The 14,453-nt window shown below is 41.9% G+C and carries 11 protein-coding genes; 4 read left to right on the plus strand and 7 right to left on the minus strand.

Annotation, left to right across the window (positions count from 1 at the left end; all coding sequences use genetic code 11):
- Positions 1-9: 9 nt before the first annotated feature.
- Positions 10-267, minus strand: coding sequence for a hypothetical protein (locus tag ACSSVW_RS03000; protein WP_454178799.1), 258 nt, complete (start codon positions 265-267; stop codon positions 10-12).
- 262 nt (positions 268-529) lie between these two features.
- Between ACSSVW_RS03000 and katG the strand changes: the two genes are divergently transcribed.
- Positions 530-2,707, plus strand: coding sequence for a catalase/peroxidase HPI (gene katG / locus ACSSVW_RS03005; protein WP_454178800.1), 2,178 nt, complete (start codon positions 530-532; stop codon positions 2,705-2,707).
- Positions 2,708-2,817: 110 nt separating this feature from the next.
- Here the strand turns inward: katG and ACSSVW_RS03010 are convergent, their stop codons facing one another.
- From ACSSVW_RS03010 to ACSSVW_RS03025, 4 genes are all read right to left on the minus strand, one after another.
- Positions 2,818-3,825 (minus strand): alpha/beta fold hydrolase, encoded by a 1,008-nt coding sequence (locus ACSSVW_RS03010; RefSeq protein ID WP_454178801.1) that lies wholly within the window; start codon positions 3,823-3,825, stop codon positions 2,818-2,820.
- Positions 3,826-4,227: 402 nt separating this feature from the next.
- On the minus strand, positions 4,228-6,147 hold the full coding sequence (locus tag ACSSVW_RS03015; protein ID WP_454178802.1) for a hypothetical protein: 1,920 nt from the start codon (positions 6,145-6,147) through the stop codon (positions 4,228-4,230).
- A gap of 133 nt (positions 6,148-6,280) precedes the next feature.
- On the minus strand, positions 6,281-7,879 hold the full coding sequence (locus ACSSVW_RS03020) for an ABC-F family ATPase (RefSeq protein ID WP_454178803.1): 1,599 nt from the start codon (positions 7,877-7,879) through the stop codon (positions 6,281-6,283).
- 395 nt (positions 7,880-8,274) lie between these two features.
- Complete coding sequence (locus ACSSVW_RS03025) at positions 8,275-9,045, minus strand: EAL domain-containing protein (RefSeq protein ID WP_118844997.1); 771 nt, start codon at positions 9,043-9,045, stop codon at positions 8,275-8,277.
- A 451-nt stretch (positions 9,046-9,496) separates the two neighbouring features.
- Between ACSSVW_RS03025 and ACSSVW_RS03030 the strand changes: the two genes are divergently transcribed.
- The 3 genes from ACSSVW_RS03030 (at position 9,497) to ACSSVW_RS03040 (ending at position 12,708) form a co-directional block, all read left to right on the plus strand.
- The gene (locus ACSSVW_RS03030; RefSeq protein WP_036972512.1) at positions 9,497-10,054 is read left to right on the plus strand and encodes a TetR/AcrR family transcriptional regulator; all 558 of its coding nucleotides are present in this window, start codon (positions 9,497-9,499) and stop codon (positions 10,052-10,054) included.
- A 66-nt stretch (positions 10,055-10,120) separates the two neighbouring features.
- Entirely contained in the window at positions 10,121-10,618 is a 498-nt protein-coding gene (locus tag ACSSVW_RS03035; protein WP_036972511.1) for a DUF417 family protein, read from the plus strand.
- A gap of 464 nt (positions 10,619-11,082) precedes the next feature.
- Positions 11,083-12,708 (plus strand): methyl-accepting chemotaxis protein, encoded by a 1,626-nt coding sequence (locus ACSSVW_RS03040; protein WP_036972510.1) that lies wholly within the window; start codon positions 11,083-11,085, stop codon positions 12,706-12,708.
- A 75-nt stretch (positions 12,709-12,783) separates the two neighbouring features.
- Here ACSSVW_RS03040 and ACSSVW_RS03045 read toward each other — a convergent pair whose 3' ends face one another.
- Both ACSSVW_RS03045 and ACSSVW_RS03050 read right to left on the minus strand, forming a co-directional pair.
- Positions 12,784-13,191, minus strand: coding sequence for a type 2 periplasmic-binding domain-containing protein (locus ACSSVW_RS03045; protein WP_036972509.1), 408 nt, complete (start codon positions 13,189-13,191; stop codon positions 12,784-12,786).
- Between the two features lie 12 nt (positions 13,192-13,203).
- Positions 13,204-14,349: a porin gene (locus ACSSVW_RS03050; RefSeq protein WP_230236238.1), complete on the minus strand. Its 1,146-nt coding sequence runs from the start codon at positions 14,347-14,349 to the stop codon at positions 13,204-13,206.
- Positions 14,350-14,453 lie beyond the last annotated feature (104 nt).

Below are 14,453 nucleotides of genomic sequence, written 5' to 3' on the forward strand. Positions count from 1 at the left end.
AATTAAAATTTAATCAGTGTGTTTACCAAGACACGACACATCATCGCAGCGGTTGTCTTTACAAAATTGTTTGATACGTTTTTTTGAATATAAATAATTAATACTGAATGGCGTAACAATAAGCACCAGCCAAAATAGCAATGGGCTTCTAAAAGCCAGTCCTGCGATAGAGGCAGCGATGATCCCCGTTAATACCAATAGTGGCAAATTGGCGATGAAAAAGTTAATACTTAATTGTTTAGCAACATCAGGATTAATGGTTTTCATATGGGACTCACTGTTAATTAATACCCTTTTAAAATGGTCGACTTTCGCTTTTAACACAAATCAGATTTTTCTATCAGAGCAATCGATTTAAAGTCGCGTTTGGGGTCTGGCATTATTTTTATACAACTCCTATAGTTCTAAATAACGGGAACTTCTAACTGATTAGTGATTCATAACTAACAGAAAATCCCTTTTATGGCGAAACTGCATTTAATTGAGATTTAAAATATTTCGTCACATTTTAGCTTATAAGGAGCAAAAAATGAGTAATGGAAAAACGGGTCAATGCCCGGTAATGCATGGTAGTAACACGGTCACCGCTCAATCAAACACAAATTGGTGGCCTAACGCGCTAAACTTCGACATTCTTCATCAACACGACAGCAAAACAAGCCCATACGGCAAAGACTTTAATTATGCCGAAGCATTTAAATCTCTCGACCTTGAAGCTGTAAAAACCGATTTAAAAAACCTCATGACCGAAAGCCAACCGTGGTGGCCAGCTGATTGGGGCCATTATGGTGGCTTAATGATCCGCATGGCATGGCACTCTGCTGGTTCGTATCGTTTAGAAGATGGTCGTGGTGGCGGTGGCACAGGTAACCAACGTTTTGCACCTTTAAATTCATGGCCCGATAACGCCAACCTAGACAAAGCACGCCGCTTACTTTGGCCTATTAAGAAAAAATACGGTAACAAATTATCTTGGGCAGATTTAATGATTCTAGCCGGTAACATGGCGTACGAATCAATGGGCTTAAAAACCTTTGGTTTTGCCGGCGGCCGCGAAGATATTTGGCATCCAGAGAAAGACATCTACTGGGGAGCCGAAAAAGAATGGCTCGCTCCGAGTGATGAACGTTACAGCAATGTAGAAAAACCAAACACCATGGAAAACCCATTGGCCGCGGTACAAATGGGCTTAATTTACGTAAACCCAGAGGGTGTAAACGGTAACCCCGATCCACTTAAAACGGCAGAGCAAGTGCGCGAAACATTCGCTCGTATGGCAATGAACGACGAAGAAACCGCAGCGCTTACCGTCGGTGGTCACACGGTGGGTAAAACGCATGGTAATGGCAGCGAAGCAAATGTAGGTCCAGAGCCAGAAGCCGCTGATGTATATGAACAAGGCTTAGGGTGGAACAACCATACCTCGCGTGGCATTGGCCGCGATACCATGACATCGGGTATCGAAGGCGCATGGACAACGCACCCAACTAAGTGGGATAACGGGTATTGTTATTTGCTACTTAACTACGACTGGGAACTTAAAAAGAGCCCAGCAGGTGCGTGGCAGTGGGAACCTATTAACATTAAAGAAGAAGACAAACCGGTTGATGTTGAAGATCCCTCTATTCGTTTAAACCCAATTATGACCGACGCCGATATGGCGATGAAAATGGACCCAACGTATCGCAAGATCATCGAGCGTTTTAACGACGACTTTGAATACTTCAGCGATGTGTTTGCGCGTGCATGGTTTAAGTTAACGCACCGTGATTTAGGGCCTAAGTCTCGTTATTTAGGGGCCGATGTACCGAACGAAGATCTGATCTGGCAAGATCCGATCCCAGCGGTCGATTACACGCTAACAGACAGCGAAATTAGCGAGCTTAAAACCAAGTTACTGAATTGTGGTGTAAGCCAAGCCGATCTCATTACTACCGCGTGGGATAGTGCCCGCACCTATCGTTGTTCAGATCACCGAGGTGGCGCAAACGGAGCACGTATTCGCCTAGCACCGCAAAAAGATTGGCAAGGCAACGAGCCAAAACGTTTAGCCAACGTACTTAGCGCGCTCGAGTCGGTTCAAGCAGATTTAAGCAAGCCAGTAAGCCTTGCCGATTTAATCGTGCTAGGTGGCAGTGCAGCAATAGAACAAGCAGCAAAAGCTGCAGGGGTCGATGTAACCGTACCATTTGCACCAGGGCGAGGTGATGCAACTGACGACATGACCGACGCCGAGTCGTTCGACGTGCTTGAGCCAATACACGATGGTTTCCGTAACTGGCTTAAAGAAGAGTATGCAGTATCAGCAGAAGAGCTCATGTTAGGGCGCACGCAATTAATGGGCTTAACGGCACCAGAAATGACTGCACTTGTGGGTGGTATGCGTGTACTTGGCACTAATTATGAGGGGACTTTGCACGGTGTATTCACCGATAACGTAGGCACACTCAGCACCGACTTTTTCGTAAACCTAACCGACATGGCCTTCACGTGGAAACCACTAGGCAAAGGTTATTACGACATAATTGAGCGCAGCACAGGCGTTACTAAATGGACTGCAACACGGGTTGATTTAGTCTTTGGTTCAAACTCAATCTTACGCGCATACGCCGAGTTTTATGCACAAGACGATAACAAAGCACGTTTTGTACACGACTTTGTCGACGCATGGGTGAAAGTAATGAACGCCGACCGTTTTGATCTATAATTTAAGTTAATAAATATCAAAAGGCTACAGCATTGCTGTAGCCTTTTTTATAGCAATATTATTAAAGCGTAAGCATCGCTTGCTTATCAAAAATACGCACATTATGAGCGTTATTCTTTAAAGGCTAACGCTTTATTCATCGCCTTTTTAAATAGCTCAAAATTTTCAATATGAGGCAAGTGACCAATGTCTTTTAGTTCAATTAAGTGTGCAGTAGGAATGATATTAGCGGCCGTTTTACCTAGCTTGTCATAGCGACCAAGTTGGTATTCTACACCCGGCTTTTTCCAGTTACGGCCAGGACCTGTTCTATCGCGAGTACCAATAATTAAAGCAACAGGCATTTTAAATTGGTCGAACTCAGTAATAACCGGCTGAGTAAAAATCATGTCATAGGTTTTAGCATTAACCCATGCCATTAACTCATGATCAGGCCCCTGAATTTGGCCACTCAAAAAGTGCGTAAGTTGCTCATAGTGTTGATTCCATTTCCCGTCATAATAGTTTTGTTTTTGATAGGCAATGATCTTTTCGGGTGTTTTACCAAGCTCAAGGTCATAGAAAAAATCAGTGTCTTTGTATTGAACATAGCTAAGGTAGTTTTCAAGCCCAATCGGGTTCAATAAAATAAGTTTTCGCACTTGCTCAGGAAACATTAATGCATAGCGGCTTGCCAGCATTCCACCCATAGAGTGCCCCAAAACAATTGGGCGTTTTATACCTAACGAGGTAATTAATTGATGCGTATTATTGGCAAGGGCAGGGAACGAAAACTGATAATCTTTAGGCTTTGATGACTTACCAAAACCAATTTGATCGGGGATTAAAACACCATAGCCCGCTTCATTTAAATACTTCGCTGTCGATGTCCAGTAATGACCATTAAAGTTTTTACCATGCATAAGCACAACGGTAGGCTTATCATCCTTAGGTTTTAAATACGAGTAAGCCATTTTTAAAGAAGATTGTTGAGAAGACAGGTTAAAAAACTTAACAGGGTAGTCGTACGAGTACGAACTCAACTCAGCGTCGTAACTGAGTTTTTCATTATTTGCTAGCACCGAACTTACGTTAAACAGCGCTACTGCTGAGATTAATATTACGCGTAATAATACCATTATCCTTTCCCACCATTTTTTAAAAAAGTGTCTCCAGCGTATCATTCCTGCTTTAAATTTATAATATAAATACCACGAAAAAATACCGCGCAATGCAGCCATGAAACTTATCTCGCGCGCTTTTTTACGATTTTATAATGCGTATTCAGCGCTAAGCTCTCATCTCTAAGCTCGCACCTCGCACCTCTAAGCTCGCACCTCGTAGCTCTTATCTCGCACCTCTAAGCTCGCACCTCGTAGCTCTTATCTCGCACCTCGTAGCTCGAAACTCGCATCTCGCACCTCGTAACCCGTACTTGTAGGCGTGAAATTTATTTCGCGCGCCATCGCGCCATAGTGTGTAACCACATCATGAAACAATTGACGCGCGCAGGTTAAAAACAAAAACCTAAACCTCTTTGCTTATTGCTGACCCATCCAATAACTATGTTGATATACGTTTTCTTTATAAACTTGATCGCTGTAATCATATAAACGTTGCCATATTAAGCGGTCGAAAATGTATTTATCACCGTCTTTATAAAGCATTTTAAAGTTAGCTAATGACAAATAACTGCCAGTTTCATTGGCTAATATTTCGTTTTTACAGCTTACAAACTCATCAGCGTTTGGACACAAAGACATTAATGCAAACGTAATGCTATTGTCGCTTTCGAGTTGCCAGTATGCGTTTGGTGTGAAATAAGCAGCGTCTGTTTCCCCAAAACTAGAGTTGAAATAGTAGCTGCCCTTTCCATCGTCGTTAATAAACCAAAATACTTTATTATTTCCGATGATAAAGTCTTGGCGTAAGTAGCTGAATACCTCTTTGTAATCAGCTAATGTGATATTGGTTTCGTCTATGACTTCTAATAGCTCGTAGGCTAGGCGTGCTTGGCGCTCTTCTTTATTACGTTCAAGCGCATAAAGCATTTTACCTGTGTGCATTGTAAAAAATTGCAATGATGTATCTGAGCCATTGCCTGTTAACTTTATGGTTTCGCCATTATTATCTAAGGTGTAATGCCACTTAAATGAATCGTCGTTTTTTGGTGTGTTAAACGTGACAGTCGCTTGGTTAGCAGCTGTTATAGCAAAGTGTGTAGGCACATAGCGTAATGTTAAACCCTCGCCAGTGTCTGCAATCTTATTATCTAAACGGCCTGTATAACGTGTGCCAATTTCAAGGTTGGGTACTGCGGTTGGTGTAATACGGCGAAATGTGCCGATCGATGTTTGCGTTTGCATTGCGGCAACAAGCTCTGCTGACTCAGCAATTTGGCTTGGGGTTATTTCATCGTGATAAGTTAAATTGTGGCTTACTTTTACGACCAAAAAGTCATCAAATTGCGCAATAATTTCTGCATCTATTAAGTTTAAGTCAAATGCAACATTAAACTCGTAGCCATCTTTGTGTAATTGCGACGTGTTATACGTATTAACAAGCGTGTCGCTAGTAATTGTAAGTTGTGTGCCATTAAGCATCGCCGAAAAGTCGGCATAAGGTTGGAATAGTGTTTTTCCTGAGGGAGTCGGCACTGAGCTGGCTAACACAAACTCAAAGTAGCTTTCTTCTGCTTCTGTATTCAAATGATTTACAGTGTGAAATGTACTCACACGGGTATCAACATAATAGTGTGAGCGTAATTCAGGCTGTGTTTTATACAAAGTAACTACGTCGCCTTTGTCTTCAGATACATTAAAAAACTCAACACGCAGTGCATCATCACGCTTAGCCAAAACATCAATTTCAATCAATGCTTTTTGAGAACAGTCCAAAACACAGTCAATAGCGTGTGTGTTTAACGCTACCACGTCAGGATTTGACCATTTAAAAGCACTTAGCTCACCATTGTGTGATAGAACGCCGCTATCTTTCGAGGCAAAAATGAGTTGAATGCTCGCATCCTTAGTGTGCCAATTACCGATTATATCGTCATCGCTTAACGTTATAGATTGCCATGCTTCGCGATTTTCAGCGACATTCACAATGAGCGTATACTGATTAGTCGCTTTGCCATCCGACACCTCAACCGTAAATGTATGGTTCGCAATATCGAACAAACTGGGTTCAATTTGAAAGGTGACTTGGTTATTTTTGCTAGAGAGGTTCAACCATTCTGGCTTATCAATGATTGTTGCAGTGATTGTATCGTTTTGCTCATCTTTTACATCAACCACTAAGGTTGCAGGCTCAAGTGCTTTTGTATTTATTGTTAATGAGCCAGACAATGTAGGTGCGGTATTTTGTACTACTTTATCATCTGGTTTTTTATCTGTTGATGAGCCGCCACAGGCCGTGAGCGCAAGCGTCAGTGCCGATACGCCAAGGAACTTTTTCATTTACATCCTAAAAATTTATTATGTTTTGTAAGGGAGATGTAAATTACCTAAAGTGGGTAAGTAGGTCAAAGGTATTATGTAACTGAACGTAAACAAAAAGGTGAGCTAAATAGCTCACCTGTATAAAAAGGGGTTATGACTCTTGTTGTGCAACATGGTCCATATATTCGTCAAATGTGCCCTGAAAATCGATGATCTGTTTGTCCTTAATATCGATAATGCGGGTTGCCAATGACGAAACAAACTCACGGTCGTGGCTCACAAAAATAAGCGTGCCTTCGTAATCTTTTAACGCATTGTTAAGCGCTTCGATGGCTTCCATATCCATGTGGTTCGTGGGTTCATCCATTACCAGTACATTAATGTCTTGCATCATTAATTTACCAAATAACAAACGGTTTTTCTCACCACCAGAGCAGTTGCGCGCCTTTTTGTTGGCATCGTCTGCGGTAAATAACAAACGCCCTAGCATGCCACGCACCATTAAATCGTTATGCTTGGCTGTGCGCCACTGCGACATCCAGTCGAATAGGGTTAAGTCGTTATCAAAGTCTTTAGTGCTGTCTTGTGGGCAGTAACCAATGCTTGCATTTTCTGACCATTTAACAACCCCTTCGTTACTTTGAAGTTCGTTCACTAAGCAGCGTAAAAAGGTCGTTTTACCCACGCCGTTCTCACCAATAACAGCCAGTTTTGCACCCGCTTCAAGTAATAAGTCGCCGCCGCTGAATAAGGTTTCGCCGTCAAAGCCATGACCTAACTTAGTGAGTTCAAGTGCTTGGCGGTACATTTTTTTGCCTTCGTCAAAGTACAAAGACGGGCTCATACGGCTTGATGATTTAACTTCATCTAGCTTAATTTTATCCATACGTTTAGCACGCGAACTCGCTTGCTTTGCTTTAGAGGCGTTAGCGCCAAAGCGGTTTACAAAGTCTTGAAGCTCATCGATTTCAGCGCTTTTCTTCGCATTTTCGGCCAGTAATTGTTCGCGTTGAAGGCTAGATGCCTCAATAAACTTTTCGTAGTTACCCGGGTAAATGCGCAGTTCGCCATAATCAATGTCGGCCATGTGCGTACAAACCGAGTTTAAAAAGTGACGGTCATGCGAAATAATAATCATCGTACACTTACGTTGGTTAAGCTCATTAGCTAACCAGTTAATGGTGTAAATGTCTAAGTTATTGGTTGGCTCATCAAGAAGCAAAATATCAGGATTAGCAAACAGCGCTTGTGCTAATAACACACGCAGTTTCCAACCCGGTGCTACATTGGCCATTAACCCGTAATGAAACGCTTGTTCAATACCAGCTTGAATTAAAATTTCTTCAGCGCGGCTTTCTGCCGTGTAACCATCCATTTCGGCAAAGATACTTTCAAGCTCAGCGACCTTCATGCCGTCTTCTTCGCTCATTTCTGGTAATGAGTAAATGCGGTCACGCTCTTGCTTTACTTTCCAAAGCTCTGTATCGCCCATTATTACCGCATCAACCACTGTGTATTGCTCAAACGCAAATTGGTCTTGGCTTAGCGTACCGACTTTTAAGCCTGGCGTAATCGACACATTGCCTGAAGAAGGGGTAAGTGCACCACTTAAAATTTTCATAAAGGTTGACTTGCCGCAACCATTTGCGCCAATTAAACCATAGCGGTTACCGTTACCAAATTTGGCTGAAATGTTTTCGAACAACGGCTCTGCGCCAAATTGCATGGTGATATTTGCGGTTGAGATCAACGAATTATTCCTAGAAAAATACTGACAGGGTTATGGTGCAAAACTGCGAAAATAAACAAGCAATAGGGTAAATAATAGGCCGCGGATTATACAGATCCACCCACCGGAAGGCTATTAAATTTATATGAATACTAACGAGGAAAGATTAGAGCTAATAAAACAGACTTTATTGCCCTATTTGCACCCTACACAGTTTAAACAGTGTAGGCGTGAAATTTATTTCGTGCGAAAAGTTCAATCGGTAGCAATGGCTCTACATCGCGTATTTAGTCCGCACCTCGCACCTCGCACCTCGTATCTCGCACCTCGTACCTCGCATCACGATTTTAGCATTTCGAATTTCGTGCCTCGCACCTCGCAGCTCGAATTTCGTAGCTCGAATTTCGCAGCTTATGCTAGTTCAACAAACTAAAATCGACCTCTGGTAGGCATTCAAATCCTGGGCGAGCAAATAAATACCCTTGCATTAAACTGACGCCGGCACTGCGCAGCCATTGGTATTCTTCAATACATTCAATGCCCTCGGCAAGAGGCGTTATATTAAGCTCTTCGAACATTGCAATACAGTGGCTAACAATTGTTTGGCGTGCTTTATCAAGGTGAATATCGCGAACTAACTCCATATCAAGCTTAATAATATTACTTTGGAAATCGGCTAATAAATTTAACCCTGAGTAACCAGAGCCAAAATCGTCGGTCGCAGTAATAAATCCAAGTGATTGATAATATTCAACAACGCGTTTTATATGAGCGGTGTCTTCGACTTGTTCAACTTCGGTAAACTCGAACATTATTTGCTTAACAGGAAAGTTGTATTTTTGGGCGGCTGCTAGTGTCGTTTTAATACAACGCTCAGGTTGATAAATCGCATTAGGTAAAAAGTTAATACTTAAAATAGACGGTAACGCTAGCTTTGCAGCAAGAGAAATGGCTTTAACACGGCACAGTTGGTCAAATGTGTAACGGTTATCGTCATTAACCTGAGAAATAACAGAATAAGCCGACTCATTATTAGGGCCTCTCACTAAAGCTTCGTAACCAAAAATATTCTTTGCGGAGCAGTCAATAATAGGTTGAAAAGCCATGGTGAAGTCAAAGCCTAGTTCTAAGTTGTCTTCACACAGTTTACAGCTTACTTGCTGGCAATTAGTTTGGTTAGTGCGCATTTTTTACCTATTTATTAAGTACTCTCTTATATAATAGTGCTAGTAAATTCGTAAATGTGCAATGTTCTCGTCTGTTTTGTTTTACATAGGTTGTTGTAATCTTTTAGTTCTGTGTGGTGTGGCTCGCTTAAGTACATTGCTACAAGCCTTTAACTAGCAGAACACACTGACAATAAAAAACTGACAAAAGAACAATTGATAATAAAGCTGCTGATAACAGATCAATCGATAAAAAAATGTTTCTCACAGTGAACCTTTAACAGTGCACTTAAAACGTCATGCAGCTTAAAAAGTCGTTTTTAAAAATAGCTTACTTGCTGTGCTCATGCTAGAAATAACGTGGCTTTTAGCCTTAAACGCACCGTATTTTTTATACTCAGGCATGATTTATTTTACGCATTGATTAAAAAATAACTTGCAAGCCTACCTACTGGTAGGTAATATCCTCAGCATGAACACGACATATACAAACATACTGCAACACGCCGATGCGCTTATTCAAAGCAATGGTTTCCATGGTTTTAGCTATGCAGACCTTGCTAAAGAGCTCGATATTCGCAAAGCGAGTATCCACCATCATTTTGCAACCAAAGCCGATTTGGGCATTGCGTTTTGTCAGTTAAAATGCGAGCAGCTAAAGCAGCTAGAATCACACTTAAAAACGTTGCCATCAGCCAAAGCACGTTTACAAGGTTATTTTGCTGTGTTTCAAAGTTGTGCGAACGATGGGCAAATGTGTGGTATTTACGCCATGCAAACCGACTTGCGACTCATGGCCGAACCGCTGCAAAAGCAGGTATTAAAAATGGCTGATCTTGAGCTAAATATACTCAGTGATATTTTGCAAGTCGGACTTGATAACGGTGAGTTTAATTTTAAATCTACTGCTTATCAGCAAGCGGTCATTATATGTTGCGCAATAAAAGGCGCACTTATGCTAAACCGAAGTGAGCATCATGCTGGTTTGTTTAATCAAACGTGTGATGCATGGATTGAGATGCTGGCCTAGTTCAGCACTCAAAAAATTTTACCTAGTAAACCTACCTACTAGTAGGTTAAATAAAGGAGAGCTGTCATGGCTTTTACGAATACACAATTAACAACGTTTAACGCCCTTGGTGAAAAGCTAGAAAAAGCAGGTGTGCCGCTTATCTACATTACACTCGGTATCATCTATATTTGGTTTGGTGGTATTAAGTTTTCTGCGGGGCAGGCTGAGGGCATGTACGGCATGATAGCTAATAACCCACTGGTTTCGTGGATGTATGCCCTTTTCTCAAAGCAAGGCCTGGTAAACTTTTTAGGCTCGCTTGAAATTATCATCGGCTTATTATTTTTCGCACGCTTTATTAACCCCGCTTTATCGGTGCTTGGTGGGCTGTTATCCATGGCGTTATTTACAGTTACTATTAGCATGATGGTGTTTTTATCAGGTATTACGAGCGATGCCGGTTTTCCTGTATTGAGCTTTGTGGGTGAGTTTTTATTAAAAGATATAGGGTTGTTTGCAGCGTCGTTGTTTGTTGCTGGTAACAGCTTAAAAGCGTTAGTTGCAAAGCAAAACGCCCAGTAATGCCCGTGTAACATAAAGGTCCGAAAGGGCCTTTTTTCGTTTCAACGTGATTATTATGCTAGTTAGTTGCTTAACACGTAAGGTGTGCAGCGAATAAACAGCCAGCAAACATACTTTACAAGCCTTAAGTTAAGGCTGGGGGTATAAAGTAGGGGCATGCCTTATAAACATGGCCTAGTGTTGTTGCCCTAAATGTAACCTTTCCCCCAAAATTAACACCGGTTTTCTGTTCGAAATAATCTGCTAACTTAGCGAAAATAAATGAATTACAGCTAAAAATACTGACACCAAAAAGCGTGTCTATTTAGATAACTGCTATACTAGAAAAATCACACAAGTTAAGCCTATATCATGATGATACTACACTTTATTTATACGAATAAAGTCTGAAAATGAAAATATAATTAATACTTTAGGGAAAACAGGCGATAATACTAGGTAACAAGACAGCAAAGGTGGATTCAATGTCTGCAGGTATTTCATTTAAAAATCTAAGTATTACAAAAAAAATTCATGCCATAACATGCATTGCAGTCATTGCATTTGTCATTATTGTGCTAACCAACTATATCGCGATGAGCGATAATAGAGGCTCACTTGATGAGCTAGAAAAGTCATCTTATCAAGTCGTTAAACTCACCTCGGCAAATGTGGCCTTACTCGAAAAGCTCGATGAGCTATACACACAAGCGGTCACCTTTGGCGAGTCAGACTTAGTCGATAGCGCAGCACAAACGTACAAAGTAATTAACGAAAACCTGCAAAATATTATTGCTATCAATAACAGCTATGTGAACGCAGAAACAAAAGAAAAACTACAACAATACGCAAAAACCTCTTCTGCTATTGCCAGCTCCATGATCGACGGCACAGCCGACTTTAGTAAAATTCAGCAACAGGCACAGCAAAAAACAAAGCTATATGAAGCCGTACTCACCGGTTTTAAAGGGGCTCAGGCGCGCGCTGATGACCGCTTTTTTGAATTAGTACAAGCCACTAAAGCGCGTTCTGACAACGCATTGCATTTAATGCTCGTTGTGTCGATTATATCGTTAGTTTTATTGGTGATTACCTCAATTTGGATTGCCCGTGGTATTGGCTCGTCTGCAAGTGCGGCTGCCGACAACTTACGCTTACTTGCAGATGGCAAAGGCTCTTTAAGCACGCAGCTGGCTGTGCATGCTAAAGACGAAATTGGTCATGTATCCATTAACTTTAATGCCTTTATAAAGCTATTAAAGGCCGCAGTACTTGAAGTAATTGCAGTGTGCGAGCCGCTAATGGAAAACTCAACCCGATTAGTACAAGGTATGGAACGCGCCGAAAAAGCCACAACCAAACAAACGACCGATGCAGAAATAGTGAAGCAATCAATGGAAGAAATGCGCCAAAGCGTGGCCGACATCTCTCATTCTGCAGCAAGTGCATCTGAAGCAGCGCAAACAGCAGAGCGCGAAGTAGAGCAAAGCCGCACGCAAATTCAGCGCTCAGTGATAGAGTCGCGCACCTTAAGCGACGAAATAAACCAAGCTGCCTCAACAATCAACCAATTGGCAAGCGACACTAAAAACGTAACGCAAATTTTGAACGTGATAACTTCAATTGCAGAGCAAACCAACTTATTAGCGCTGAATGCTGCAATTGAAGCCGCGCGCGCTGGTGAGCAAGGTCGAGGCTTTGCCGTGGTAGCCGACGAAGTAAGAGAACTGGCTTCACGTACATCGCAATCGACAAATGAAATCAGAGAGCTGCTTTCAACACTTACCACCGCAGCCAGTGAATCGGTAAATGCAATGAACTCAGCGCGCGACATGGCAATGAACAACGCCGAAGCCGCAGAGAATACAGGCCTATCGATTGAGAAAATCTCTGAGCAAATTTTAGAAATTAACGGCATGAACTCGCAAATTGCCGCCGCAACCGAAGAGCAAACCTCTGTTGCCAGCATGGTTGTAGAAAATGTGTCTAACATGCACATGTCGTTCGAAGAGACTATGGATTCGCTTTCGGCAGTACGCGATGTTGCTAAAAACTTACATTACCTGTCTGACTCACTGTTAGACGCCACAGCAAAATTTAAAGTTGAATAAGCTAAAAACGACACGCTAAAATTAAAAAAGCCACTTCATATTGAAGTGGCTTTTTACTACGTAAACAAATACCGATTAAAACGTCGCAACAACTTTTACTTTGTCGGTCACTTTCGCAGCATCAATATAGCCAATCGCGTCGTTATTAGAGGCAACAAAGTCAATAACGGCTTGATCATTCGCCAGCTTTTCAGGAGGCGTGCCCTTACCGGTAAAAACCAGCTTAGACCAATACGCATTAAGCTGGCTGCTCGACTTACCAACCACCTTGTCGTTAAACTCATCGCTCACGCTGTTACCATCTTGGTTTACAGGGTTTACTTTAGTGCCATCGTCGAACGACTTTGCTTTACCAAGGTAGATCTTTTTAATGGTGCCTTCATCAATTGCATTGCCATTGGCCGGATTAACAATCACGGCAACGTCTGCAAAAGCGGTGCTCGATAAAAGCGTTACCGCTGTAGCTAATAGTAATTTTTTCATTATGAACTCCAATTAAAAAACTAAATCAACAGCAACAGCAACGACATCAGTTTCTGTATCAGTGATGTCATCTTTAAAGCGACTAAAGTCAACTTTTAAAGCGGCAGACGGGTGGAAGTCATAACGAGTACCAATGGTGTAAACGTTACTTTTTGCTTTAACGCCCTCTAATACCTGGTTAATACCCGCGTTTAATGGCGGTACAGCAGGTAACGCGTTATAGCGATTACTATCGTGTTTGTCGTCGTTGTTTTCGTAAGTTAAGTGAACGGTCCACTCATTCATTCGATAACCAACCGACGTGTAATATTGTGTTTGTTTCGCCAGCGCACTGTTTTCTACTTCAAACTCAGTGTACTCAGCGTCAAATAAAATGTTGTTGTAATCAATCGAAAAACCAAGCGCAAAGAACGAGCCATCATCTTCATTTGCAGCAATATCATTGGCTTGATCAACAAAGCCTGCACCACGTAATGCTTGCTCTAAGCCATTAAGTGCAATACCTGCGTCGGTATCGTTTGCAATATCAATGGTTGTTTCGGCAACAAAGTAGGCAGCGCGAGCGCTAAACCAGTCGTAGGCTAGAGTCCAGTTAATACCCGCAATGTCGTTTAACTCAGTGTCGCCATTAACAGATACAACCGCAATATCACCATCGAAACTGCCGTAAATAACTTGCAAGGTAGAGTCCCAATCGCCTAATTGGGTATTGTGCAATAAGCTTAAACCTTCATAGGTCGAAAACGGTAAGTTATACACTGATTGCGGTGGACGAACCCAGCGGTACGTGTAACCCACATCTAAAAAGTCTGAGTAGCGGTAAAACGGCGCACGCATTTTACCTGCGCTTAGTTGCAGCTCGTCGGTAAACTCATAGGTTAAATAAGCCCACTCAAACTCAGCGTCAAAGTCGTTATCGCCACGGGCAACAATTTGTGCTGTCGCGCTTAATTTCTCTTGTAAATCAGCTGAAAGCTGCAAAGCAAACATGCTCTCATTCTTAAAAGAGATATCGTTATCGTAGCCGTATAAAGTTGTGTCGTCGTCGAGAGTTTTACCCCCCACAATTGAAGCAAAGCCATTTATGCGAACTTCTGCAAGCGTGTTTGCAGACACGAAAGCAGCACATAGCGCCAATGCGATAGGAAGTTTTTTCATTGTGTATCCCTAGAACGTGTTGATCTTTACGGTATAAAAAGCAAACAGCATTTGGGTTGGTTATAATACTTTCGCCAAAAAACAAACAACTTCCCCCAAATGCC

The organism is Pseudoalteromonas sp. MBR-15 (genome assembly GCF_053628915.1).

Excerpts from the sequence above, each read along its gene's own strand:
- ACSSVW_RS03000 (WP_454178799.1), bottom strand. The coding sequence starts at position 267 with ATGAAAACCATTAATCCTGATGTTGCTAAACAATTAAGTATTAACTTT.
- katG (WP_454178800.1), top strand. The coding sequence starts at position 530 with ATGAGTAATGGAAAAACGGGTCAATGCCCGGTAATGCATGGTAGTAAC.
- ACSSVW_RS03010 (WP_454178801.1), bottom strand. The coding sequence starts at position 3,825 with ATGGTATTATTACGCGTAATATTAATCTCAGCAGTAGCGCTGTTTAAC.
- ACSSVW_RS03015 (WP_454178802.1), bottom strand. The coding sequence starts at position 6,147 with ATGAAAAAGTTCCTTGGCGTATCGGCACTGACGCTTGCGCTCACGGCC.
- ACSSVW_RS03025 (WP_118844997.1), bottom strand. The coding sequence starts at position 9,045 with ATGCGCACTAACCAAACTAATTGCCAGCAAGTAAGCTGTAAACTGTGT.
- ACSSVW_RS03030 (WP_036972512.1), top strand. The coding sequence starts at position 9,497 with ATGAACACGACATATACAAACATACTGCAACACGCCGATGCGCTTATT.
- ACSSVW_RS03035 (WP_036972511.1), top strand. The coding sequence starts at position 10,121 with ATGGCTTTTACGAATACACAATTAACAACGTTTAACGCCCTTGGTGAA.
- ACSSVW_RS03040 (WP_036972510.1), top strand. The coding sequence starts at position 11,083 with ATGTCTGCAGGTATTTCATTTAAAAATCTAAGTATTACAAAAAAAATT.
- ACSSVW_RS03045 (WP_036972509.1), bottom strand. The coding sequence starts at position 13,191 with ATGAAAAAATTACTATTAGCTACAGCGGTAACGCTTTTATCGAGCACC.
- ACSSVW_RS03050 (WP_230236238.1), bottom strand. The coding sequence starts at position 14,349 with ATGAAAAAACTTCCTATCGCATTGGCGCTATGTGCTGCTTTCGTGTCT.